The sequence below is a fragment of the Microbacterium sp. cf046 genome (genome assembly GCF_900114345.1).
In the GTDB taxonomy this organism is placed as follows: domain Bacteria; phylum Actinomycetota; class Actinomycetes; order Actinomycetales; family Microbacteriaceae; genus Microbacterium.
Window position 1 is genome coordinate 1,206,630 of sequence record NZ_FOZJ01000003.1, and the last position, 21,870, is coordinate 1,228,499.

General features: G+C 70.6%; 21 protein-coding genes and 1 tRNA gene. 12 read left to right on the plus strand and 10 right to left on the minus strand.

Translation table 11 applies throughout. From position 1 onward, the window contains the following. Positions 1-11 precede the first annotated feature (11 nt). The gene (locus BM349_RS18040) at positions 12-1,034 is read right to left on the minus strand and encodes a serine hydrolase domain-containing protein (RefSeq protein ID WP_091709043.1); all 1,023 of its coding nucleotides are present in this window, start codon (positions 1,032-1,034) and stop codon (positions 12-14) included. Between the two features lie 133 nt (positions 1,035-1,167). Here BM349_RS18040 and BM349_RS18045 point away from each other — a divergent pair, with 133 nt between their 5' ends. The 4 genes from BM349_RS18045 to BM349_RS18060 all read left to right on the plus strand — a co-directional run bounded on the left by BM349_RS18045 (position 1,168) and on the right by BM349_RS18060 (position 4,879). After that, positions 1,168-1,947 (plus strand): hypothetical protein, encoded by a 780-nt coding sequence (locus BM349_RS18045; protein ID WP_091709045.1) that lies wholly within the window; start codon positions 1,168-1,170, stop codon positions 1,945-1,947. A 96-nt stretch (positions 1,948-2,043) separates the two neighbouring features. Then, positions 2,044-3,192, plus strand: coding sequence for an NAD(P) transhydrogenase subunit alpha (locus tag BM349_RS18050; RefSeq protein ID WP_254773999.1), 1,149 nt, complete (start codon positions 2,044-2,046; stop codon positions 3,190-3,192). Beyond that, positions 3,192-3,503: an NAD(P) transhydrogenase subunit alpha part 2 gene (locus tag BM349_RS18055; RefSeq protein WP_091709048.1), complete on the plus strand. Its 312-nt coding sequence runs from the start codon at positions 3,192-3,194 to the stop codon at positions 3,501-3,503. Before BM349_RS18050 ends, BM349_RS18055 begins: the two co-directional genes overlap by 1 nt. After that, entirely contained in the window at positions 3,500-4,879 is a 1,380-nt protein-coding gene (locus tag BM349_RS18060; protein WP_091709051.1) for an NAD(P)(+) transhydrogenase (Re/Si-specific) subunit beta, read from the plus strand. The genes BM349_RS18055 and BM349_RS18060 overlap by 4 nt, the downstream gene beginning before the upstream one ends. Positions 4,880-4,882: 3 nt before the next feature. Here BM349_RS18060 and BM349_RS18065 read toward each other — a convergent pair whose 3' ends face one another. The 5 genes from BM349_RS18065 to BM349_RS18085 form a co-directional block, all read right to left on the minus strand. After that, positions 4,883-5,737, minus strand: a complete 855-nt coding sequence (locus BM349_RS18065; RefSeq protein WP_091709053.1) for a carbohydrate kinase family protein — start codon at positions 5,735-5,737, stop codon at positions 4,883-4,885. 4 nt (positions 5,738-5,741) lie between these two features. Beyond that, complete coding sequence (locus tag BM349_RS18070; RefSeq protein WP_091709055.1) at positions 5,742-6,650, minus strand: pseudouridine-5'-phosphate glycosidase; 909 nt, start codon at positions 6,648-6,650, stop codon at positions 5,742-5,744. A gap of 63 nt (positions 6,651-6,713) precedes the next feature. Beyond that, positions 6,714-7,061: a histone-like nucleoid-structuring protein Lsr2 gene (locus BM349_RS18075; RefSeq protein WP_091709057.1), complete on the minus strand. Its 348-nt coding sequence runs from the start codon at positions 7,059-7,061 to the stop codon at positions 6,714-6,716. A gap of 32 nt (positions 7,062-7,093) precedes the next feature. Beyond that, positions 7,094-7,951: a helix-turn-helix transcriptional regulator gene (locus BM349_RS18080; protein ID WP_091709059.1), complete on the minus strand. Its 858-nt coding sequence runs from the start codon at positions 7,949-7,951 to the stop codon at positions 7,094-7,096. 168 nt (positions 7,952-8,119) lie between these two features. Then, positions 8,120-8,644 carry a methylated-DNA--[protein]-cysteine S-methyltransferase gene (locus BM349_RS18085; protein ID WP_091709061.1) on the minus strand — a complete coding sequence of 175 codons (525 nt, stop codon included), beginning with the start codon at positions 8,642-8,644 and terminating at the stop codon, positions 8,120-8,122. A 249-nt stretch (positions 8,645-8,893) separates the two neighbouring features. On the opposite strand from BM349_RS18085, the gene BM349_RS18090 reads away from it, so the two are divergent. Then, a complete protein-coding gene (locus tag BM349_RS18090) occupies positions 8,894-12,571 on the plus strand; it encodes an AAA family ATPase (protein ID WP_254774000.1) in 3,678 nt (1,225 codons plus the stop codon). 276 nt (positions 12,572-12,847) lie between these two features. Here the strand turns inward: BM349_RS18090 and mscL are convergent, their stop codons facing one another. The 3 genes from mscL to BM349_RS18110 are packed head-to-tail and all read right to left on the minus strand — an operon-like array spanning position 12,848 to position 14,218. Continuing rightward, the gene (gene mscL, locus BM349_RS18100) at positions 12,848-13,261 is read right to left on the minus strand and encodes a large conductance mechanosensitive channel protein MscL (RefSeq protein ID WP_091709068.1); all 414 of its coding nucleotides are present in this window, start codon (positions 13,259-13,261) and stop codon (positions 12,848-12,850) included. Positions 13,262-13,295: 34 nt separating this feature from the next. Next, on the minus strand, positions 13,296-13,604 hold the full coding sequence (locus BM349_RS18105) for an FmdB family zinc ribbon protein (RefSeq protein ID WP_091709070.1): 309 nt from the start codon (positions 13,602-13,604) through the stop codon (positions 13,296-13,298). A 17-nt stretch (positions 13,605-13,621) separates the two neighbouring features. Then, entirely contained in the window at positions 13,622-14,218 is a 597-nt protein-coding gene (locus BM349_RS18110) for a 5-formyltetrahydrofolate cyclo-ligase (protein WP_091709072.1), read from the minus strand. Positions 14,219-14,312: 94 nt separating this feature from the next. Here BM349_RS18110 and galU point away from each other — a divergent pair, with 94 nt between their 5' ends. From galU to BM349_RS18125, 3 genes are all read left to right on the plus strand, one after another. Continuing rightward, positions 14,313-15,200, plus strand: a complete 888-nt coding sequence (galU, locus tag BM349_RS18115; protein WP_091709074.1) for a UTP--glucose-1-phosphate uridylyltransferase GalU — start codon at positions 14,313-14,315, stop codon at positions 15,198-15,200. Positions 15,201-15,223: 23 nt separating this feature from the next. Further along, positions 15,224-15,853 carry a GNAT family N-acetyltransferase gene (locus BM349_RS18120; RefSeq protein ID WP_091709076.1) on the plus strand — a complete coding sequence of 210 codons (630 nt, stop codon included), beginning with the start codon at positions 15,224-15,226 and terminating at the stop codon, positions 15,851-15,853. Positions 15,854-16,045: 192 nt separating this feature from the next. Then, positions 16,046-16,930 carry a large exoprotein gene (locus BM349_RS18125; RefSeq protein WP_091709078.1) on the plus strand — a complete coding sequence of 295 codons (885 nt, stop codon included), beginning with the start codon at positions 16,046-16,048 and terminating at the stop codon, positions 16,928-16,930. Positions 16,931-16,975: 45 nt separating this feature from the next. Here BM349_RS18125 and BM349_RS18130 read toward each other — a convergent pair whose 3' ends face one another. Continuing rightward, the gene (locus tag BM349_RS18130) at positions 16,976-18,160 is read right to left on the minus strand and encodes an amidohydrolase family protein (RefSeq protein WP_091709081.1); all 1,185 of its coding nucleotides are present in this window, start codon (positions 18,158-18,160) and stop codon (positions 16,976-16,978) included. Positions 18,161-18,221: 61 nt separating this feature from the next. On the opposite strand from BM349_RS18130, the gene BM349_RS18135 reads away from it, so the two are divergent. The 4 genes from BM349_RS18135 to BM349_RS18150 all read left to right on the plus strand — a co-directional run bounded on the left by BM349_RS18135 (position 18,222) and on the right by BM349_RS18150 (position 21,867). Continuing rightward, positions 18,222-18,294: transfer RNA gene (locus tag BM349_RS18135), tRNA-Ala, on the plus strand. Between the two features lie 189 nt (positions 18,295-18,483). Further along, a complete protein-coding gene (locus tag BM349_RS18140) occupies positions 18,484-19,917 on the plus strand; it encodes an HNH endonuclease signature motif containing protein (protein ID WP_091709083.1) in 1,434 nt (477 codons plus the stop codon). Positions 19,918-20,032: 115 nt separating this feature from the next. Next, positions 20,033-20,632: an ArsR/SmtB family transcription factor gene (locus BM349_RS18145; protein WP_091709085.1), complete on the plus strand. Its 600-nt coding sequence runs from the start codon at positions 20,033-20,035 to the stop codon at positions 20,630-20,632. Further along, positions 20,629-21,867 carry an MFS transporter gene (locus BM349_RS18150; RefSeq protein WP_091709087.1) on the plus strand — a complete coding sequence of 413 codons (1,239 nt, stop codon included), beginning with the start codon at positions 20,629-20,631 and terminating at the stop codon, positions 21,865-21,867. Before BM349_RS18145 ends, BM349_RS18150 begins: the two co-directional genes overlap by 4 nt. Positions 21,868-21,870: the final 3 nt, after the last annotated feature.

Sequence of the window (21,870 nt, forward strand, 5' to 3'; positions counted from 1 at the left end):
GTCGGCGTCTCCTAGGCGGTGTCCGCGAGCGCGAAGACCACCGGCCAGGCTCCTTCGGAGCTGTTTCCGAGCACGCTCACGGTCGTTCCGGTCTGCGGGTTGTGGGTCGAACGGAACGAGACGCCGGCGTCATAGCCCTCCATGATCAGCTGCGGCCCGGTGCGGCCGAGCCACAGGCCCATGCCGTAGCGCTTGCGCTCCTCGGGGACGTCGTGGCGCGGCTCGGTCATCTGCGCCAGCGTGTCGGGGTTGATGATCCGGCCGGCTGTCAGCGCGCGCCAGAACGTGTGCAGGTCGTCTGCAGTCGAGTAGATCCCGCCGTCGCCGTTGCCGCGCACGGGCAGGTGGAGCACGTTGGTGCGGTCGCCCTCGTCGAACAGGTACCCGAGGGCGGCATCCGCGGGGAGTTCGTCGGAGCGCAGGAACGACGTCTTCTCCAGCCCGGCGCGCGCGCACACCTCTTCCTCCACGAGGTCGTGGTACTCGCGCCCGCTCGCGCGCTCGGCGATGATCGCGAGCACGATGAAGCCGCCGTTGCAGTACGTGAAGCGGGACCCCGGCGCGAACGCCTGCGGGTAGCCGTCGACCACCGGCACGAACGCCTCGGTCTCGCCGAGCAGGTGCACCGCGACGGGGAGCACGTAGTCGGCGGCATCCCAGTCGGCCTCCTCGTCGATGTAGTCCCCGATGCCCGAGGTGTGGGTCAGCAGCTGCTCGATCGTGACAGTGTCGTCGATGAGCGGCAGGTCGGTGCCGAGGATGCTCCGGGCGCGGGTGTCGAGGGCGAGGATGCCCTGCTCGACGAGTCGCAGCACGGCCAGCGCAGTGAAGGTCTTGCCGCCGCTCGCGATCGCGATCCGAGTCGACGGCGCGTGCGGCACCCGCAGCGCGCGGTGCGCGAACCCGTCGGTGCGGACGAACCGCCGCTCGTCGCCGACGTCGACCGTGACGACGCCGGTGAAGGACTCCTTGGCCGCGGCGGCATCGAGGGCCGCTTCGTCGATGATCGGTTCGTCGGGCCGTTCGGCGTCCATGCCGCGAAGCCTACGCCGGTGCCGCCAGCACGCAGAAGGGGCGTTCGCCCCGTCATCGCAAGGTATTGCTCCGGGATGCCGCGGACTTCGAGCGACCGGGCCGCGCCGCGATGCGGCGCAGTAGCGTGGAAACGTGGACGATGACGTCACGGAGCTCGCGATACTGCGGCGCCGGGCTTACGGGCCGGATGCCGACATCGACGAGGATCCGATCGCGCTCGCGCGACTCGTCGAGCTGGAGTCGCGTGTGCGGCACACGTTCGTCGACACCGCCGAACTCGTCGTCGCGCCGGCTGCTCCGGACCTGAAGTCTGCGCGCGTGGCTGCGCCGACCGCGACAGTTCTCGAGCCGCCCGCCCCGGTGCCGCCGTCGCGGTCGCGATACGTCTGGCGCGTCGCGATCGCCGCATCCCTGGCGATCGTCGCGATCGTGCTGGGCGCCCAGGCGGCCGATGCGCCCACGACTCCGACGGTGCCGGTGAGCGCCCGGCCCGCGCCCGCGGGCGCCATCGAGACCTCCGCTGCTGTTCTGGTCGTCGTCCCGCTGGACCGATCGCTCGCCCGCTACGTGCCCCAGACGCCCCAGCCGGTGTTCCCGGTGGAGGGCGAGCTCCGGTGGGCGGAATCGATCGGACCGCATTACGGCTGGACCGTGTGGCTCGCCCGATCGGTCAGCGGGCAGCTCTGCATCCTGCTCGAAGACGACGGCCGCACCCACAGTCGGTGCGTTCCGGAAGCGCAGTATCTCGACGGCGCCCTCAGCGTGTCGGTGCCGAACACGCAGGTCGTGCCCGAGTACCGCCCCGCGCGCATGCGCGCCGGGCAGGGCATCGTCTACCGGTGGCTCGCCGAGCGCGGCCTGTCGATCGAGCTCGAGGAACCTGCGCTGACCTACTTCGGAGACGGCGGGTGAGGGCGTGATGGATCGACGGTGCGCCGCGGCCGCCGCGGCCCGGTTACGATTCCCGAAGGGCTGTGACGGAGCTGTCGCGGCGGGAGTGAGGATGCAGTGACGATCCATGTGCGCGTGCGCGCCGAGCGCTCGCCCGGTGAGAAGCGCGTCGCGGCGACGCCGGACAGCGTGAAGAAGCTGATCGCAGCGGGCGCGACGGTCGACATCGAAGCAGGCGCGGGTGCAGGCTCGCTGATCACCGACGCCGCATACGAGGCGGCCGGGGCGCGCATCGTGCAGCCGGACGAGCCGATCGAGGGCGGCGTGCTGTTCCACGTGCGGCCGCTCACGGCAGCGGAGATCGCGACCCTGCCCGCGGGGATCGTGACCATCGGCACGCTCGACCCGTTCCAGAACGCGGCGGCGGTCGCGGCGGCGCGCGATGCCGGTGTGACCTCGTTCGCGCTCGACCTGCTGCCCCGGATCTCGCGGGCCCAGTCGATGGACGTGCTGTCCTCGCAGGCCCTCCTGGCCGGGTACCGGCTGGTGACGCTCGCCGCGGATGCCTTCGGGCGGATGTTCGGAATGACCATGACGGCGGCGGGCACCCTGGCGCCGGCCCGCGTTCTCGTGCTGGGCGCGGGCGTGGCCGGCCTGCAGGCGATCGCGACTGCGAAACGACTCGGCGGTGTCGTCTCGGCCAATGACGTCAGGGCGGCATCGGCCGACGAGGTGCGCTCGGTCGGCGGCACGTTCATCGACCTGGATCTCGGGACGGCCGAAGCCGGCGGCGGCTATGCCAAGGAGCTCGCCGAAGACCGCGCGCGCCGGCAGCAGGAGCTGCTCGCACCGCACATCGCGGCATCCGACATCGTCATCACGACCGCGGCTGTGCCCGGCCGGGCCGCCCCCAGGCTCGTCACGACCGAGATGGTCGCGGCGATGAAGCCCGGATCCGTGCTCGTCGACCTCGCCGCCGAATCGGGCGGCAACATCGAGGGTTCGGTGCCGGGGGAGCGGCGGGCAGTCGTCGTCACCGGCGGAGTCGTCACCCTCATCGGAGCGCGCGACATCCAGTCGGACCTCGCGCCCGACGCCTCCAAGCTGTACGCGATGAACTGCGTGAACTTCGCAGCGCTGATCATGAAGGAAGGAGCGCTCGTGCTCGATTTCGACGACGAACTCGTCTCAGGAAGCGTCGTGACCCACGACGGCGCGGTCGTGAATGAACGGGTCGCGGCTGCTGTTGAGGGGGTACCCGCCTGATGGACGGCTTCGCCCTCATCACGATCACGATCCTGGCCGTCTTCCTCGGCTTCGAGGTCGTCTCGAAGGTCTCGAGCACGCTGCACACCCCGCTGATGTCGGAGGCGAACGCGATCCACGGCATCATCCTGCTCGGCGCGATCCTGGTGGCCGGGCAGGCCGAGGACCCGCTCGCCCTCGCCCTGTCGATCCTCGCGGTGCTCCTGGCGACGATCAACGTCGTCGGCGGCTTCGTCGTCACCGACCGGATGCTGCTCATGTTCCGCGCGAAGCCGAGAGCCGCAGCCGCGAAGGCGGCGGTCGGCGCATGAAGATCCTGCCCGCCGAGGTCGTCACGGTCTGCTACATCATCGCCGCCGTGCTGTTCATCCTCGCCCTCAAGGGCCTCAGCAACCCGCGCACCGCCCGCCGCGCCAACCTGCTCGGCGCGGCCGGAGCCGCGCTCGCGATCCTCGCGTACATGCTGAGCGTCGAGCTCCGCAATCTCGCATGGATCATCGGGGCCATCGCGATGGGGTCGGTGATCGCCGTCGTCGCCGCGCGGCGCGTGCAGATGACCCAGATGCCGCAGCTCGTCGCCGCCTTCAACGGCGTCGGCGGCGGCGCTGCGGCCCTCGTCGCCCTCGTGGAGATCTCGCACAGCGAGAGCCCCTGGACGCTCGGCGTCGTCGCGTTCACGGTGCTGATCGGCGGCGTCTCGCTCACCGGCTCGTTCGTCACGTTCGGCAAGCTGCAGGGCATCGTCACCACGAAGGCCGTCACCTTCCCCGGCCTGCGCGTGCTCATGGTGCTCCTCGTCCTGGCCGCGGTCGCCGCCGGTGTGGCGCTCGTCATGACGGGCGACTCGCTCTGGGCCTACCTGCTCCTGTTGGTCGGACTCGTGCTCGGCGTGCTCCTCGTGCTCCCGATCGGCGGTGCGGACGTGCCGATCGTGATCTCGCTGCTGAACGCCTTCACCGGGCTCGCGGTCGCGGCATCCGGTCTGGTGCTCTCCAACGTGCTGCTGCTGATCGCCGGCACGCTCGTCGGTGCCAGCGGAACGATCCTCACGATGGCGATGGCCAAGGCGATGGGCCGGACGGTCGCGGGCATCGTGTTCGGCGCGTTCCGGGCCCACGTGGCCGGAAGCGCCTCCGCGTCCGCAACGGACCGGCCGGTCCGGACGATGGAGGCCGAGGACGTCGCGATCCTGCTCGACTACGCGCAGCGCGTCGTGATCGTCCCGGGCTACGGACTCGCGGTCGCCGGTGCGCACCACGCCGCCGCGGAGCTGGCCGAGATCCTCCGCGACCAGGGAGTGGATGTCGTCTTCGGCATCCATCCGGTCGCGGGTCGGATGCCGGGACACATGAACGTGCTCCTGGCCGAGGCGAATGTGCCGTACGACGCGCTCGTGGAGATGGACGAGGTCAACCCGCGCTTCAAGACCACCGATCTCGTGCTGGTGGTCGGTGCGAACGACGTGGTCAATCCCGCCGCGAAGACCTCGCCCGGCTCGCCCATCTACGGGATGCCGATCCTCACGGTCGCGGACGCGCAGCAGGTCGTCTTCCTCAAGCGCTCGCTCAATCCCGGGTTCGCCGGCATCGAGAACGAGCTGTTCTACGACCCGAAGGTCTCGATCGTCCTCGGCGACGCGAAGCACACGCTGACGAAGGTGCTGTCGTCCGTGAAGTCGACGGCGTAGCGCTCAGGACGGGCGCCCGCCCACCACTCCGACCGCTCGCGCGGCGACCTCGGTCCCCGCGCGGGCGGCGGCGATCGCATCCCCGTCCTCGAGCCAGCTCGCCAGGAACCCGGCGCAGAACGCGTCGCCGGCACCCGTCGGATCGACCACGACCGGCGCGGTGACCGCGGGGATGTGCGTGCCGTCGACGGTCACGCCGTCGGCGCCCATCGTCAGGACGAGAGTGGATGCCGGAACACGTGCGGCGATCTCGCTCGGCTCGGACGCACCGGCCAGCGCCGCTCCCTCGACCAGACTCGCGAACAGCACGTCGGCTCCTGCGATCACCTCGGCGAACCGCTCGGCGCCCAGCGCGTCGATGTAGGCGACCGAGCCCGGGCTCACCGACACGGTCGCACCGGCCGCCTTTGCCCGGCGCAGGAACCGCGCGAACTCGGTGCCGTCGGAGGCCGCCATCGAGTGGCCGGTGAGGTGCACGTGCCGACCGATCAGCGCGTCGGGGATCGCGTCGAAGTCCAGCTCGGCGTTCGCGCCACGGTCGGTGAGCATCGAGCGATCGGCGCCCTGCACCACCACGATGATCGCGCCGGTCGCCGTGTCGGTCGCCTGCAGGCGGGCGTCCACCCCGGGCAGAAGCGCGGTGTGGCGATCGATGTCGGCCGTGTTGACGGCACCGACGAACGTGACGTCGGCGCCGAGATCGGCCAGCCATGCGGCCGTGTTGGCCGCCGAGCCGCCCGCGACGCGGCGGATCGTGCTCACGGTGTCGGTGTCCGGCCGGATCGGACCGGTCGGGATCACGACCGTGTCGTCGATGACGTCCCCGACCACGAGGATGCCACCGCCTCGGCTGCTCATGCGGTCATGCCCGCGCGGCCCAGGCCGTGGCGATCTCGCCGGCGACCCGCACGTTGTTTCGGGCGAGGTCCAGGTTGACCTCGAGGCTTCGGCCCCCGGACAGCTCGACGATGCGCAGGAGCAGGAACGGCGTGACCGCCTTGCCGGTGATCCGTGCGGCATCCGCTTCGGCCAGCGCCCGGGCGAGCACTCGATCGTGCTCCTCGGCATCCCACGCCTGATCGGTCGGAACGGGGTTGGCCACCACGATGCCCTGCCGGGACCCCAGTTCGTCCTGCGCCCGCATGATCGCCGCCACCTCTACCGCGGCATCCACCCTCCAGTCGAGGGGATAGGCGCTCTCCCGCAGCCAGAAGCTCGGGAACACGCTCGTGCGGTAGCCGACCACCGGGACGCTCAGGCTCTCGAGCCGCTCGAGGGTCGCGGCGATGTCGAGCACGGACTTGACCCCGGCGCTGACGACGGTGATCGGCGTGTTCGCGAGCGTCGTCAGGTCGGCGGACTCGTCGAACGTGTCGGTCGCGCCGCGATGCACGCCGCCCAGCCCGCCGGTGGCGAACACGCGTATGCCGGCGAGTGCGGCCAGATGCGAGGTCGCGGCGACCGTGGTGGCGGCACTCGCGCCGGCGGCGCGGATGATCGGCAGGTCGCGCACGCTCGCCTTCGCGAGGTCCTCGTCGGCGATGCGCCGCACCCCCTCGTCGTCCAGCCCGATGCGAGCGATTCCGTCCAGGACGGCGATCGTCGCCGGGGTGACGCCCTGATCACGCAGGATGCTCTCGAACTCGCGCGCGGCCTCGAGATTGCGCGGACGAGGCAGGCCGTGCGAGATGATCGTCGACTCGAGCGCGACGACCGGCGCGCCGCGTTCGAGCGCGGCGGAGACCTCTTCGGAGACGACGAATGCGGGCATGCGACCATCCTCGCATCGCCGTCGTCGGCCCCGAGTCCGTCGAAGGCTCGGCGTGGAGTCGGGTCAGTGCGCCGCTTCGTAGGCGTCGATGACGGATGCCGGAACCCGGCCGCGCTCGGACACGTGGTAGCCGTTGTCCCTGGCCCACGCGCGGATCGCGCTGTAGTCCTGCTGCCCCGGCCGTCGGCGCTTGCGATTCGACTCGCCGGAGGCGCCTCGGGATGACGAGATCGAGCGGGCGGCTGAGACGTACGGCGCGAAGGCATCGCGCAGCGCTGCGGCGTTCCCGTCGGTCAGATCGATCTCGTACGCGGTGCCGTCGAGCGAGAACAGGACTGTCTCGCCCTCGCCGACTTCCAGGACGGTGCCGTCGAGGTCATCGACGAGCTGATGGACGATTCTTCGGGCCATGCCGCAACCATACTCAGCGGCCCGGCGCGGTGCTACGGGAGCAGGCCGGCCCGACGTGCCCTGGCAACGGCGGCGTGACGGGTGGAGGCATCGAGCTTCGCCATCGCGGCCTGCAGATACGACTTGACGGTCAGTTCCTTCAGCGACAGCGTGACCGCGATCTCGGCGTTCGTCGCGCCCAGGGCGGCGCACGCGAGCACGTCGACCTCCCTCGGAGACAGGCGGACGCGGACGTCGCGCGCTGTCGCCCCGCCGTCGTGCGAGAGTGCGGCGATGCGCTCCTCGAGCTTGGCCAGGCGGCCGCGCACCGCCGGGTCGTCGACCGTCGCGGCGATGCTGCGCAGTTCGGCGTAGGTCTCGCGAAGCTCCTCGCGCGCTGCGGTGGGCAGGGCGGAGGTGGTGACCGGCGGCGGCATCACCGCGAGCCGACGCTCGACCTCCTCGCGCACGCGCAGCTCGGTTCCGAGGTCGCTCGCGATTCCGAATGCGGGGCGCGTGACCACGTCGCCGATCGGCGACCGCGACCACGACCCGCAGTAGAGCACTCCGCGCGCATCGCCGCGCACGAGCACCGGCACAGCGAAGAGCGTCGAGATGCCCTCGCCGAGCACGGCCCTGTCGTAGTCGTGGGTGATGCTGCGTGACGATCGGTAGTCGACCGCGAGCCGCGGGCGCTTCTCGACGAGCGCACGGCCGCCGAGTCCGCGGGCGGCCTCGACGACCAGACCGTCGAGGCTCCGGGTGCGCGTGCCGACGACCGAGGTGACGTGCACTGCTCCGTCGTGCTCGAGTCCGCCGAACGCGACCGGGAAGCTCGTGCGCCGCGCAAGCTCGCCCACCGCGCGAGCCACCAGCTGCTCGTCGGTTTCGGTGCCGGACTGTGCGATCACGCACCACCTGCTTCGGGATGTCGGCGGCGTCGCCGGATTCGTAGCGTCGACCCTACCATCCGGACTTCCGCGCTCGACGGGCGCGGAACAGCCGCCGAAGCCTCGGCTGCGGCATCCGGATTCGCGGCCCCGAGGCGATGCCCCGGGGCCGCGCGGCACGCGAGCGGCCTACTCGCTCGCGGCCCGTTCGAGATCCAGCAGGAAGGCCTTGTCTTCGGGGTGGCCACCGTACTCGCCGATCGATCCGTCCGCCCGGACGACACGGTGCACGGGGACCACGATCGAGAACGGAGTGGTCGCGCAGGCCGTGCCGACCGCGCGCGCCGCGCGCGGACTGCCGGCCGTCGCGGCGACCTCGCCGTAGCCGGCGGTCTCGCCATACGGGATCTCACGGACGGCCTCGAGCGCTGCACGGGTGAATCCGCGGACCAGCCGCCAGTCGAGGGGGACGTCGAACTCCTGCCGCTCGCCGGCGAAGTACTCGTCGAGCTGCTCAGCGGCGACGCTCGCGACGGCGTCGTCATCCGCGTGATCCGGGATGCTGCGCAGCACACGGGAAAGGCGCTCCAGCTCGTCCTCGAGCGGGGCGCGCAGCGGATGAAGGGAGACGATCCCTTCGTCGGACGTGACGATCAGGACCTCGCCGACCGGGGAGGGGTGCAGACGGAAGCGGGTGTGCAGCGGAGCGGTCATGCGACCATCCTGTCCCGCCCGCGAGCGCCTGAGCGCGGCGACCTCCGGCCGGGGGATGGCGAACACGGCAGGACGGCTGGGGAGGAGTGGAGCGTGAACGGCGGGAACGGGCCTGATCAGCGGGCGTGTCGTCCAATCCGGCGAAACTCGGGGAGGCTTCCGGGAGCACGCGGGGTCGCCGCTTAGGGTGGCCGTGTGTGGCGATCAGAAGGCAGCGCCGTTATCGGCGCAGAGGACGATGCGCCGTCCGTGACCCCGGGCGATCTCGGACTCTCCGAACCGGGAGTGACCGTGATCCATGTCGCCGAGCCGGAGCGGGAGCGCATCCGCACCCTGTCCGCCGAGCTGGGCGGCCCATCGAGCCTGTTGCACTTCGACGACGCGAACAACGGCGGCATCGAGATCACCAAGGCGCACCCGGGCAGTCTGCCGCAGTTCATCACCGGACGCTCCACGCTCCTGTCCAACCTGTTCCGCGATGAGGTGGCGCTCCGCAACGCGCGGCTGGCGGCCGAGCGGATCACGGCGAAGAACGTCGAGCTGCGCACGGCCCGTGGCATCGAGCCGGTCAACCTCGCCGTCGGTCTCGCCTCGTGGCGGATCGGCGGACTCGCATGCTCGGCACCGGTGCTGCTGCGCCCGCTCGGCATCCGTCGTCATCACTCCGACTTCGAGCTCAAGCTGCACGGCTCGTTCACGGTGAACCCCGAGTTCGTCCGCGCCGCGCGCACCCACTTCGGGATCGAGCTGGACGGGCAGGCGCTCGCTGCGCTGGCGTACGACGGCGGGGTCTTCAAGCCGCAGCCCGTGATCGACCATCTGCGCGCGCTGACCGCCTCGATCGACACCTTCACCGTCCATCCGCGTCTGGTCGTATCGACGTTCGCCGATGTCGGCGCGGCGATGGCGCGGGATGCCGCCGACCTCGACCACCCCGTCCTCAACGCGCTCGCCGGGCACGCGGATGACCGGGAGACCCTCTCGATCCGCCGTGACGAACCCGTCGTGCCGAGCCCGGACGAGCGCGCGCCGGCGTCGGACACGCTTCTGCTCGACGCGGATGCCGAGCAGGAAGGCGTGCTCGCCCGGATCACCGCCGGCCACTCGCTCGCGGTGCACACGCTGCCGGGCACCGGCGGCACGCAGACCGTCATCAACGCGGTCGGCGCCCTCGTGCGCGACGGCAAGCGAGTGCTCGTGGTGAGCGCGCGCCGCTCGACCCTCGAGGGCGTGCGTCATCGCCTCACCGGCATCGGACTGCCGGGGCTCGCGGTGTCGCCGCGCGACCTCCAGCGCGATCTGATCCGCGCGATCGGCCGCAACGAGAAGGCCGAGCAGCCGAAGGTCGGCGAGGTCGACGATGCGCTCGTGCGCCTCCGCGGAGTCCTGCGCGACTACCGGTCGGCTGTGACTGTGCGGCATCCATCCCTCGGCGTCTCGGTGCTCGACGTGCTGCGCCGGCTCGCCGAGCTCGCGAGCCACACGCCCACCCCGACCGCCGCGGCGCGCTTCGACCTCGATGTGCTCACTGCGCTCGCACCCGCACGCGAGAAGGCCGCGGCAGCGCTCGGCGCGGCCGCCCGACTGGGCGAGTTCCGCTTCGGTCCCGACGACTCGCCGTGGTACGGCGTGTCGTTCTCGACCACGACCGCTGCCCGCTCCGCGCACGGCCTCGCCGGCAAGCTGCACAGGCAGGACGTGCCGAACCTGCTCGAGCGTGGCTACGAGCTGATCGCGCAGACGCGTATGCGGCCATTCCAGACGATCTCCGAGCTGGGCACCTACCTCAAGCTGCTGCAGGGCATCCGCGATTCGCTGGACCGGTTCAGCCCGACTGTGTTCGAGCGCCCCCTCGGCGAGCTGATCCAGGCCCACGGGCCGCGACGCGACGCGCCGGCGATGAACGGATCGCAGCGGCGGAGGCTGCGTCGCCTGTCCCGCGAGTACGTGCGGCCCGGCGTGCACATCGCCGACATGCACGAGGCGCTCGTGCGCGTGCAGCAGCAGCGCACCGAATGGCAGCGGTTCGTCGATGCCGGTGTGATCCCGGCCGTGCCGCTCGGCCTGTCCGACGTCCACGTCGGGTGGCAGCGGGTCGACGCGGAGCTGAACGAACTCGACGCGATCGTGGGCCGCAGCGGCGCCGACCGACTCGCCTCGCTCCCGGTCGCGCAGCTCGTGCGGACGCTTGCCGGACTCGCGGCGGACTCCGACGTGTTCGACAACCTCGTCGAGCGCGCCACTTTGCGCACGCAGCTCGCGGCGCTCGGACTCGAGCCGCTCCTGGCCGAGCTGTCGGTCCGCCACGTGCCCGAGGAGTACGTGGGCGCGGAGCTCGAATACGCTTGGTGGCAGTCCGCGCTCGAGCACCTGCTGCGCAGCGACCGGGCGCTGCTCGGAGCGAACACGGCGGTGGTGGACCGCCTCGAGCGCGACTTCCGTCTGGTCGATGAGGCGCATGCCGCGGCATCCGGCCCGCTGCTGGCGGCTCAGCTGGCCACGCAGTGGCGCATCGGCATCGTCGACGAGGCGGCCGAGGCGGCCGCGCTCAAGCGCTCGCTCAAGAACGGCGGCGCAACGCCCGCGGACCTCGTCGAGGTCGCCCCGACGCTGCTGCGCACGCTCGCACCCGTGTGGCTCGCATCACCCTACGACGTGCCCTCGATCCCCGATGTGCTCGCGTTCGACGTCGTGATCATCGCGGATGCCGCGGCCCTGTGCCTGGCCGAAGCCGCGCCGGCACTGCGGCGAGCGCGTCAGGTGGTCGTGTTCGGCGATCCCGTGACGCAGAAGCCCACGCCGTTCCGCATCGCCGCGGGACTGCCGCCTGAGGACGCCGCGGTCGAGGAGTCCTTCGCCGAGCCCTTCGACGAGGTCAGCGTCTTCGAGCGCCTCGCCGAGCTCTTCCCGGTGACGACGCTCACCCGCAGCTATCGCGCCGGCGGAGAGGACCTCGCCGAGCTCGTCAACGACGCCTTCTACGGCGGGGAGCTGGTATCGCTGCCGTGGGCGGGCTCCTACCTGGGCCGTGGCAGTCTGAGCGTCGACTACGTCGAAGGCGGCACGGGTGCGCCCGACCCGGTGACGGGCGCGGTGGAGAGCCCGGATGCCGAGGTGCAGCGGGTCGTGACGCTCGTGGTCGAGCACGCGGTGAACCGGGGATCCGAGTCGCTCATGGTCGTCACTGCGAGCGCCAAGCACGCCGAACGCGTGCGGGCCGCGGTCGAGGCGGCCTTCGCGGGCCGGTCCGATGTCGCGGACTTCGTCTCGCGCGACACCGCCGAGCCGCTCGCGGTGCTGACCCTCGAGGAGTCTGTCGCTGAGAGCCGAGACCGCGTGATCTTCTCGCTCGGCTTCGGGCTCACCAAGCACGGCCGCGTCCTCAGCGACTTCGGCGACCTGTCCACCCCCGACGGCGAGCGACTGCTCACGGTCGGGATGACGCGCGCGCGACGCTCGATGGTGATCGTCTCCTCGATCCGCCCGTCGGCCTTCGACGACGGCCGGCTCGAGCACGGTGCCGCGACCCTCATGAGCATCCTCGGCGGAATCGCGTCACGGGCGCGCGATGCCCGGCTCGAAGACCTCGCCGATCCGCTCACCCTGGCCCTCGCACGCGAACTGCGCCGGCTCGGCGTCTCGGTCGACGTGCATTACCGCGGACTGCTGCCGCTGGTCGCCCAGTACGACGGGCGGGCGGTGGTGGCCGAGAGCGATCCCGAGACGATCGGCGAGTCGCTGCGCGAATCGCTGCGGCTGCGCCCCCAGATCCTCCGCCGGCTCGGATGGCACTACGTGCGCGTGCACTCGTTCGACCTGTACAGCGACCCCGCCGCCGTGGCGGCGCGGATCGCGGCGATGCTCGGCGTTCCGCCGGAGGCGCCCACGGCCGACACCGAGACGCAGCCGATCGATGTCATCGAGTAAGCGGCAGCGGATCGAGCGGGTGCCCGGGTCACGTCGCGTGAAGCTCACGCCCGCTCCCGGAACGTCGGAAGAGCCCACCGAGGCGGATGCCGAAGCCGCGGCAGTTGATCCGCCGCCCGCCGGCGGGCCGAACGACGACCGCATGCGGCAGGACGTCCCCCCGCATTATTGACACGAGCGAACTCAATGCGAGCGCAGCGAGCGTTGAGTCCGCTGCGTGTCAAGATCGAGTAGCGAGCGCCAGCGAGCGTATCGAGATCTCGGCTTCCCACGACGTCAGGCCTTGGGCTGACTCGCCAGCAGATCGCGGATCTGCAGCAGGAGCTCCTGCTCCGTCGGCAGCTCTGAGGCCTCTTCTTCGACGATGCCCGCCTTGGCGGCGGCACGTTCCTTGACCCGGTTCATCGGGTAGACGAACACGAAGTAGACCACGACCGCGACCGCGAGGAAGTTGATGATCGCGCCGAGGATCGCCCCGAACGCGAAGACGACCTCGTTGCCGGTCAGGCCGGTGACCGTCCAGACGATGCTGTCGAGGCTGTCGGCCTGGAAGATCAGCGCGATGAGGGGGTTGATGATCCCCGCCACGATCGCGTTGACGATCAGGGTGAACGCTGCGCCGATGACGACTGCGACCGCGAGATCGATGACGTTCCCGCGGAGGATGAATTCCTTGAAGCCCTTGATCACGTGATGCTCCTCACCTGTCGCCGGCTTCCGCCGGTCATGTTCCCGACGATGCGGGTGAGGCTTTCGCCTCTGACTTCGATGATGTCGAAGGCGCGGACGACCCGCCACTCGACGAGCCGCTCGACGACGAGCCCGACGAGCCGGAATCCGAGCTCTTCTTCTCAGCCGCGCGCGAGTCGGTGCGGTAGAAGCCCGAGCCGTTGAAGGTCACGCCGATCGAGCCGTACTCCTTGCGCAGCTCTCCGCCGCACTCGGGGCATTCGGTCAGTGTGGGGTCGGCGAAGGACTGCACCGCGTCGAAGCGGTGGCCGCACTGCTTGCAGGCATAGGCGTAGGTGGGCATGTGTTCTTTCGGGGCTGTCAGCGCCGGGCTGGCGCGAGGACGAGGGTCTGAGTGGGAGTCACGACGCCGGTCACCGGCTGATCGTGCAGGTCGCTGGGCACTTCGTCGACGAGCTCGGAGTCGTAGATGACGGCGTACACCGGAGGGCAGCCCTCCATCGAGCCGATGGTCTTGTCGAAGAACCCGCGGCCCCATCCGAGTCGCATTCCGGTGCGGTCGACGGCGGCTGCCGGGATGACGAGGAGATCGACGTCGTTCACCGCGATCGGCCCGAGCAGCTCGCCGACCGGCTCGGGGAGTCCGAACAGACCCTCCGCGATGTCGAGGTCGGGCGTCGCGACCGACCAGTCCAGCAGGCCGTCGGTGCGGGTCACCGGAAGCAGGACGCGGATGCCGCGCTTGACCGCGGCATCGACGAACTCCCGGGTCCCGGGCTCGTTCATCGTGGACAGGAAGCACGACATCGAACGGACGCCGAGCGAATCGACCAGCGCATCCAGCTGCCGACTGATGCCCTCCGCCGCGGCATCCCGTGCCGTCTCCGAGAGCATCTGACGCCGCTCGCGCAGCTCGGCGCGCAGCGCGCGCTTGGCTGAGGCGATGGCGTCGGGCATAGGTCGATTGTAGGCGCGATTACCATGCCGACTCCGATCGGGCAAGGGCGCCTGCGGGCAGGTCCCCCCCAGGCGCCCTCAGTAGAGTTGAGGCATGCCCCACAAGCCCATGAAGGCCGTCATCCCTGCAGCAGGGCTCGGCACCCGCTTCCTGCCCGCGACGAAGGCGATGCCGAAGGAGATGCTTCCGGTCGTCGACAAGCCGGCCATTCAGTACGTGGTGGAAGAGGCGGCCCTCGCGGGCATCACCGACATCCTGGTCATCATCGGGCGCAACAAGAACGCGATCTCGAACCACTTCGACTCCGTCCCCGAACTCGAGGTGAAGCTCAAGGACAAGGGCGACGATGCGCGCCTGAAGCGCGTGATGGACTCGAGCGATCTCGCCGACATCCACTTCGTGCGACAGGGTGAGCCCAAGGGTCTCGGCCACGCGGTCTCGCGCGCTCGTGCGCACGTCGGCGACTCGCCGTTCGCGGTGATGCTCGGCGACGACCTGATCGACGAGCGCGACGCGCTGCTGACCACGATGATCGAGCAGCACGAGGCCACCGGCGCCACCGTGATCGCCCTGATGGAGGTCGACCCCGACCACATCCACATGTACGGCGCCGCGGCGGTCCAGCCGACCGACGACCCCGACATCGTGCGCGTCACCGGCCTCGTCGAGAAGCCGAAGCCCGAGGACGCCCCATCGAACCTCGCCGTCATCGGCCGCTACGTGCTCACGCCGGCGATCTTCGACATCCTCGAGCGCACGAAGCCGGGCAAGGGCGGCGAGATCCAGCTCACCGATGCCCTGCAGGAGCTGGCTGCCGACGCCGACGGCCCCGGCGTGTACGGCGTGGTTTTCCGCGGGCGTCGGTACGACACCGGCGATAGGGTGGACTACATCAAGGCCATCGTGCAGCTCGCCGCGGATCGCGATGATCTCGGACCCGAGTTGCGTCCCTGGTTCAAGGAGTTCGCGGCGACTCTGTAGCGCCGTCCGTTCGAGGGGGTGTCATGGACCTGACGACTCCTCGTCGGCATGGAACCGTGTCGATCCGCCTCGTCCGCCAGCGTGACGCGCGGGTGCTCCAGCACGAGCTGCTCTCGAATCGCGCCTGGCTGCGCCCGTGGGAGGCCACCAGCCCCGACGGTCCGGTCTCGTTCGACATGCGCACTGGCGTCCGCCGGCTGCTGCAGCAGTATCGCGACGGCGTCGGGGTACCGCTGGTCATGGAGGACGACGGCGAGGTCGCCGGGCAGCTGAACGTCTGGGGCATCGCCCGCGGGTCGCTTGCCTCGGCGACGATCGGCTACTGGGTGAGCGAGCGGTTCGCCGGGCGCGGCATCACGACGACGTCGGTGGCGCTGGCCACCGACGTGTGCTTCGACGAGTTGCGCCTGCACCGAATGGAGATCTGCATCCGCCCCGAGAATCAGGCGAGCCTTCGCGTGGTCGAGAAGCTCGGCTTCCGGTACGAGGGCCTGCGCCGCCGGTTCATCCACATCAACGGCGACTGGCGCGACCACTACGCCTTCGCCCTCACGAGGGAGGACGTGCCCGAAGGGGTCCTCCGGCGCTGGGTGGAAGGGCGCGCTCCGCAGGATGCCGCGACCGTTCCGCCGAGCGATCGGCTGCGAGCCTGATCGGCCGCGCTGCCGCGTGGTGAATGGATTCGGCTGCGCGCGGCCTTGGCGCTCAGCCCCTGCGACCGTGAGGCTCACCGCCTTCGATCGTGAGACTCAGCGCCGCGCGGTGTGACACTCGGAGCCGCCGAGCCTCGACGACACGCGACGGGATGCCGAGACCCGGGCATGCGGTCGCCTACCGTGGAGCCCATGGGTGGGCAGGTGCTGGGCGGGGGAGTGATCGTGCTCGTCGCGGTGCTCCTGTGGCTCGTGTACCTGCTGCCCTCGTGGCACAGCCGGCGTCAGTTCGACGCCGCCGAGCGCAACGCCGTGCGGTTGAACCAGGCGCTGCGCGTGCTGGCGGAGACGAGCGAGACCCCGCAGGAGGTGCGGCTCGAGCTGAACGCGCGCACTGTGCTGGCCCAGCAGAAGCTCGCGCGCCGCGCGGTGGCCGAGCGCGAGCACACCGCGCTCGAGCAGGCGCGCACCGACCTCGAGCGGGCGCGCGATGAACGCGCGGCAGCCCGGTTCGCTCCCGTCGCACGTCGTGCCCGTGCACGCCGCAGGACGCGGCTCGCGCTCACGATCGCCGCGCTGGCGGCGGTCGGCGTCGCCGTGTGGGGTGCGTGGGAAGTCGTCACGACCGGATCCCAGCTCGTGCTGTGGTCGGCGGTCGGTGTCGCGGCGCTGTGCGGCCTGCTGCTGCATCGGATGACCCGGGTGGGCGCGCGTGCGGTGACACGAACCGCCGTGACGGATGCTGCCGTGCACGAGCTGCCGATCGTGCAGGACGTCGGGCTCGCCGGAGACCGGAGGGGATGGGCTCCGCGCGAACTGCCGCGCCCGCTCACTGCATCGGCCGGATCGCGCGCTGCGGCCGTGCTCGATGCCGCGGCAGCCCGCGAGGCGCTTCGGCAGGCGGAGCTCGAGGATGCGCTGCGCCGGCGTGCCGAGCAGCAGCGTCCGCCGTCGATCGACACTGCGCGCACGGCGCGGCGCGCGGCCGCGGCATCCGAGTTCGTCCGCAACGGCCCCGTCGACGACGCTGCCATCGAGGCTCACGTCCGTCGGCTGCTGGCCAGCCGCGCCGGCTGACGGGTCGGCTGGACGGGGAGTAGTCGCGGCGGCTGACGGCTTCGCTTACTGCGCGTGCAGGACGCGCCCGCCGCCGATCACGAGGTCTCGCGGGGGAGTGCGAACGAGCGCGTCCATGACGTTCTCGGCGTCGATCAGCACTATGTCGGCGCGCGCACCGACGGAGAGGTCGTGGCCACTGCGCCCGACGAACCGGCCCGCTGAGCGGGTCGCGAGTTCGACGACGCGCGTGAGGTCCTCGTCGCGGACGATGCTCGACGCGCGTGCGTACTGCCACGCGATGCTCAGCACGTCTCCCGTGCCGTAGGGGCTCCACAGGTCGCGGATGCCGTCGGTTCCGAAGGCGAAGCCCACCTCGGCACCATCGAGTTCGCGGAGCGGCAGCTGGGGCAGGCGCAGCGGGGCGACCGTTGTGAGCGTGATGTCGAGTTCGTGCATGGCGGTGAGCAGGTCGCGTCGGCGAGCGGGGTCGACCTGAGCGAGCGCGAAGCCGTGCGCGACATTCACGCGGCCGGTCAGGCCGAGGTCGCGGGTGCGGTCGATGATCAGGTCGAACTGGAACGCACCGAGCTCGGCGGGATCGTGCAGGTGGATGTCGATGCCGACGCCGTGCTCGGCAGCGAGCGAGAAGATCGCGTCGAGCTGACCCACCGGGTCGCGATCGATCGACGCGGGGTCGAGACCGCCGATGTGATCGGCGCCGGCGCGCGCCGCATCCGCCAGCATGTCCAGGACGCCGGGCCGGCGCAGCACACCGTCCTGCGGGAACGCGACGATCTTCACCTCGATCGCACCGTCGTAGGCGGTGGCCGCCTCGCGCACCGACGCGATGCCTTCCAGCCCGATGTCCGTGTCGATGTCGACGTGCGTGCGGATCGCCGTCGTGCCGTGGCGGACGAATTCGCCGAGCACGGCCGCTGTGGTCTGGACGCTCGGGAACCCGAGCTCGCGGCGCCGCGATCGCTCGTACGCGATGCGTCCCTCGATGCCTCCCTCGCCGCCGTATGACTGCCAGGGAAGCCCCCACCAGGACTTGTCGACGTGCGCGTGCGCGTTGATGAGGCCGGGCAGAGCGAGCAGGCCTCTGCCGTCGACCGCGCCCTCCTGGGGTCCGGCGGGAGGGGTGATCGCGGTGATCGTTCCGTCGGCGATCGCGATGTCGCACGCGACTCCGCCCCACGGTCTGACGTTCTGCAGAAGGGCCACGGAATGGAGGAACGGATGCTGCATCCCTCCATCCTGGACCGTCGAAGTGGGCCGTGGACGGCGTGATAACCTATCGGAGGTTTATGGGCCTGTGGCGCAGCTGGTAGCGCACCTCGTTCGCATCGAGGGGGTCAGGGGTTCGAGTCCCCTCAGGTCCACCCAACGCGCTGAGCGCCCCCTCGTGGGGCGCTCAGCGCGTTAATGCATGCCGCGGCTCGAATCCCTGGGGGGCCCACGCCGTCGAGGATCCGCGCGCCGGGCGGCGGCGTGCGTTCCTCGAGTCATTCGCACGATTCGCGGCCACAGTAACCCGTATCAATGTCGGAGGGTGCCGTCACAATAGTCCTATGACATTCGTTGATCTGGACGATCTTCCGGCGATTGATCCGGTCTCGTCCGAGCGCGTGATGCTCCGGAGTCTGATCGACGGGCTTGTGCGCACCGAAGCGCAGATCGGGGCGCTGCAGGCGCATCAGGCGATGCTGTACACCGCGGTGACCGAGGTGGTCGAACTGCAGACGTCCCGGTTGCAGGGCGCGGCCCGGCGGGATCGAGAGATGCCGTTACGGGAGGTGACCGCTGAAGTCGCAGCGGCCCTGCGTGTGACCGAGCGGACCGTGCAGCGACGCATGTCGGATGCGGCGACGCTGATGATGCGGTTCACCCGGACGCTCGCGGCGCTGGCCGAGGGTCGCATCTCGCGCGCGCACGCATCGGTGATCATGGATGCCGGCTCGGCGATCGACGACGATGCCGATCGCGCCGAGTTCGAGCTCGCAGCGCTCGACCGCGCGGAGATCGAGTCGGCAGGTCGGCTGCGCTCCATCGTGCAGGCGATCGCCGAGAAGGTCCAGCCGGTTCCGCTCACCGAGCGTCATCGCGCCGCGCGGAGGCTCCGAGGCGTCTTCGTGCGAGACCTGGAAGACGCCATGGCGGAACTGGTCACCGTGCAGCCCGCGGTGCTGGTCCACGGCATCTTCGACAGGCTGACGCAGATGGCGCGTGCGGACGAAGCCGCACGGGACGCCGGTGGCATGTCCACTTCGCAGGTCGACGAGCGGCGGCCTGATGACCCGACGTCTGCCGACCGCATGCCCGTCGACCGCATGCCCGTCGACCGCACGCTCGACGACCGCTCGCCCTCGGATCGCACGCCTGACGGCAACGCGCTCGGCGACGACACACGCGACGACCGCACACTCGACCAGCGGCGGGCCGACATCCTCGCCGACATCCTGCTCGCCGGTGCACCGGTCGCTGCCGGTGAGGGCCTGGGCTCGATCCGGGGCCGAGTGCAGGTCACGGTGCCCGTGCTGACCCTCGCCGGCATCCACGACGGGGGAGCGGATCTCGCCGGCCACGGCCCGATCGACGGCGAGACCGCGCGCCGCCTCGCCGGCGGCGCGAAGGGGTGGGATCGGATCATGATCCATCCGGTCAGCGGCGCGGTCCTTGCCGTCGACCGATATCGACCCAGCGCCGACCTGGAACGGGCGCTTCGAGTCCGGGACGAGCACTGCCGCTTCCCCGGTTGCCGGCAGCCCGTATCGCGTTGCGACGTCGATCACACCCACGCCGCAGCCGACGGTGGCGAAACCGATATCGAGAATCTGGCCCACCTGTGCCGGCGGCACCACACGCTCAAACACGCCTCGGCCTGGAGGGTGCGGCAACTCGGGGGCGGAACACTCGAATGGACCAGTCCGACGGGCCTCACCTACATCGACATACCGACGCCGACGCTTCGATTCGTCCCGGACGGAGATCCCCCGCCGTTCTGATCGCCCCGGGGCGATTCACACCCGTGTCGGGAAGTCCCCGGTCGGCTGGCGCACGCGGCGCCGCAATCCTAAAGAACTCTTGTAAAAGCAGTCTTTAGAATCTAGGCTCGCACGCATGAGTCAGGACGAAGCGATCCGCCAGACGCCCGCCAAGCGCGAGCGCATCTCGGATCCGGAGCGCATCCGCGCCCTCGCCCATCCGATCCGGCTCGCCCTGCTCGACCACCTCAGCGACGTCGACGAGGCCACCGCGACGGAGTGCGCCGAAGCCGTCGGAGAGTCGCCCGCGAGCTGCTCATTCCACCTGCGGATGCTCGAGAAGTACGGCTACATCGAACGGGCCGAGCAGCGCGGCCGCGAGAAGCCGTGGCGCGTGAAGATCGCCTATTTCGACCTGCGCCCCGACCCGGAGATTCCCGGTTCGCTCCACGCCGTGCAGGCGGTGGCCTCGTTCGGCCTCGAGTCGGAGTTCCTGCGGGCCATGGACTTCTTCTCCCAGATCGACGGCGAGCCCGACGAGTGGGTGCAGGCGATGACGTTCACCCGCACCTCGTTCTGGGCGACCGTCGAAGAGCTGGCCGAATTCAGCCGCGACCTGCAGGATCTCTCCGATCGATTCGCGGGGCGCCACGCCGACCCGTCGAAGCGGCCCGCGGGCGCGCGGTACTCCCGCATGTTCGCCGTCGTCAATCCCGAACCCGAGAACCCGCGATGAGTACGACCGCGCACAGGCGACGCCGCGGACCCGCCGCGTGGTCCGCACCCGGCTTTCCGCGCCTCGCGACCGCCTGGGTGGCGACCAACCTGGGCGACAGCGCCCTGTATCTGATGGTCGCGGTATGGGTGAAGGAGCTCACCGGTTCCGACGTCGCCGCGGGTTTCGTGTTCGTTGCGCTGGGGCTGCCCGCCCTGCTCGCGCCGTTCATCGGCATGCTCGCCGACCGGATGCCGCGCCGCCGCCTGTTGGTCGCCAACAACGTCCTGCTCGTCCCGGTCGTGCTCGCGCTGCTGCTCGTGGCGGGTCCGGCTCAGCTGTGGCTCGTCTACGTCGTGGTCTTCCTCTATAGCGCGGCCGGCTACGTGACGGCGGCAGCGCAGTCCGGCATCGTGCGGGCGATGCTCCGAGACGACCAGCTCGCGTCGGGCAACGGCGTGCTCTCGACGATCGACAACGCGCTGCGCCTCGTCTCGCCGCTGATCGGCACGGCGCTGTACGTCACGCTCGGCCCTTCTGCGGTCGTGATCCTCACGGCGTGCTGCTTCGCGGTCGCGGCCATGATCCTCGCGGGCCTGCCGGTCGGCGCCGCACCCCCCGAACGGGCACCCAGTCGCGGGTACTTCCGGGAGCTCGGCGCGGGCTTCGAGCAGCTGTTCGCGACACGAAGTCTGCGCCTGGTCACGATCGCGGTCGCGGTCGGCTTCGGCGCGACCGGTCTGCTCAACATCATCGTGTTCCCGGCGCTGGACTCGATGCATGTCGACCCGGCTGCGATCGGCGTGCTCGTTCCGCTCCAAGGTGCCGGTGCGGTGCTCGGAGGCGTGCTGTCGGCGACGATCGTCACGCGGTGGGGCGAGGGTCTCGCGGCGGCGCTGGGCCTCGCGCTGCTGGCCGCGGGCAGCATCACGTTCGTGTTCGGCTCCGTCGTGCTCGCGGGTGCGGGCATGGCGGTCATGGGAATCGGCATCCCGATCACGGTCGTCGCCTTCGCGACGCTGCGTCAGCGGCTGACTCCCGACGCCCTGCAGGGTCGCACCGCCGCAGCCGGCAACGTGCTGGCGACGCTGCCGCAGGCGATGGCGTCGATCCTGGGCGCCGCGCTGCTGTCGCTGCTCGACTTCCGTGTGCTCATCTGGGCCGCCGTGATCGCCGTGCTCGCGGGAGCGGCGACCGCGCTCTTCGCCGGTCGCGCTCCCGCGGTCGAACCGCAGCCCGGCGCGGCAGTCTCGTAGGCG

What these genes read in the sequence shown, in the direction of transcription:
- BM349_RS18130 (WP_091709081.1), bottom strand. Translation starts at nt 18,160, where the DNA reads ATGCAGCATCCGTTCCTCCATTCCGTGGCCCTTCTGCAGAACGTCAGA.
- BM349_RS18040 (WP_091709043.1), bottom strand. Translation starts at nt 1,034, where the DNA reads ATGGACGCCGAACGGCCCGACGAACCGATCATCGACGAAGCGGCCCTC.
- BM349_RS18070 (WP_091709055.1), bottom strand. Translation starts at nt 6,650, where the DNA reads ATGCCCGCATTCGTCGTCTCCGAAGAGGTCTCCGCCGCGCTCGAACGC.
- BM349_RS18105 (WP_091709070.1), bottom strand. Translation starts at nt 13,604, where the DNA reads ATGCCCACCTACGCCTATGCCTGCAAGCAGTGCGGCCACCGCTTCGAC.
- BM349_RS18110 (WP_091709072.1), bottom strand. Translation starts at nt 14,218, where the DNA reads ATGCCCGACGCCATCGCCTCAGCCAAGCGCGCGCTGCGCGCCGAGCTG.
- BM349_RS18055 (WP_091709048.1), top strand. Translation starts at nt 3,192, where the DNA reads ATGGACGGCTTCGCCCTCATCACGATCACGATCCTGGCCGTCTTCCTC.
- BM349_RS18120 (WP_091709076.1), top strand. Translation starts at nt 15,224, where the DNA reads ATGGACCTGACGACTCCTCGTCGGCATGGAACCGTGTCGATCCGCCTC.
- BM349_RS18150 (WP_091709087.1), top strand. Translation starts at nt 20,629, where the DNA reads ATGAGTACGACCGCGCACAGGCGACGCCGCGGACCCGCCGCGTGGTCC.
- BM349_RS18075 (WP_091709057.1), bottom strand. Translation starts at nt 7,061, where the DNA reads ATGGCCCGAAGAATCGTCCATCAGCTCGTCGATGACCTCGACGGCACC.
- BM349_RS18140 (WP_091709083.1), top strand. Translation starts at nt 18,484, where the DNA reads ATGACATTCGTTGATCTGGACGATCTTCCGGCGATTGATCCGGTCTCG.
- galU (WP_091709074.1), top strand. Translation starts at nt 14,313, where the DNA reads ATGCCCCACAAGCCCATGAAGGCCGTCATCCCTGCAGCAGGGCTCGGC.
- BM349_RS18145 (WP_091709085.1), top strand. Translation starts at nt 20,033, where the DNA reads ATGAGTCAGGACGAAGCGATCCGCCAGACGCCCGCCAAGCGCGAGCGC.
- BM349_RS18085 (WP_091709061.1), bottom strand. Translation starts at nt 8,644, where the DNA reads ATGACCGCTCCGCTGCACACCCGCTTCCGTCTGCACCCCTCCCCGGTC.
- BM349_RS18060 (WP_091709051.1), top strand. Translation starts at nt 3,500, where the DNA reads ATGAAGATCCTGCCCGCCGAGGTCGTCACGGTCTGCTACATCATCGCC.
- BM349_RS18125 (WP_091709078.1), top strand. Translation starts at nt 16,046, where the DNA reads ATGGGTGGGCAGGTGCTGGGCGGGGGAGTGATCGTGCTCGTCGCGGTG.
- BM349_RS18065 (WP_091709053.1), bottom strand. Translation starts at nt 5,737, where the DNA reads ATGAGCAGCCGAGGCGGTGGCATCCTCGTGGTCGGGGACGTCATCGAC.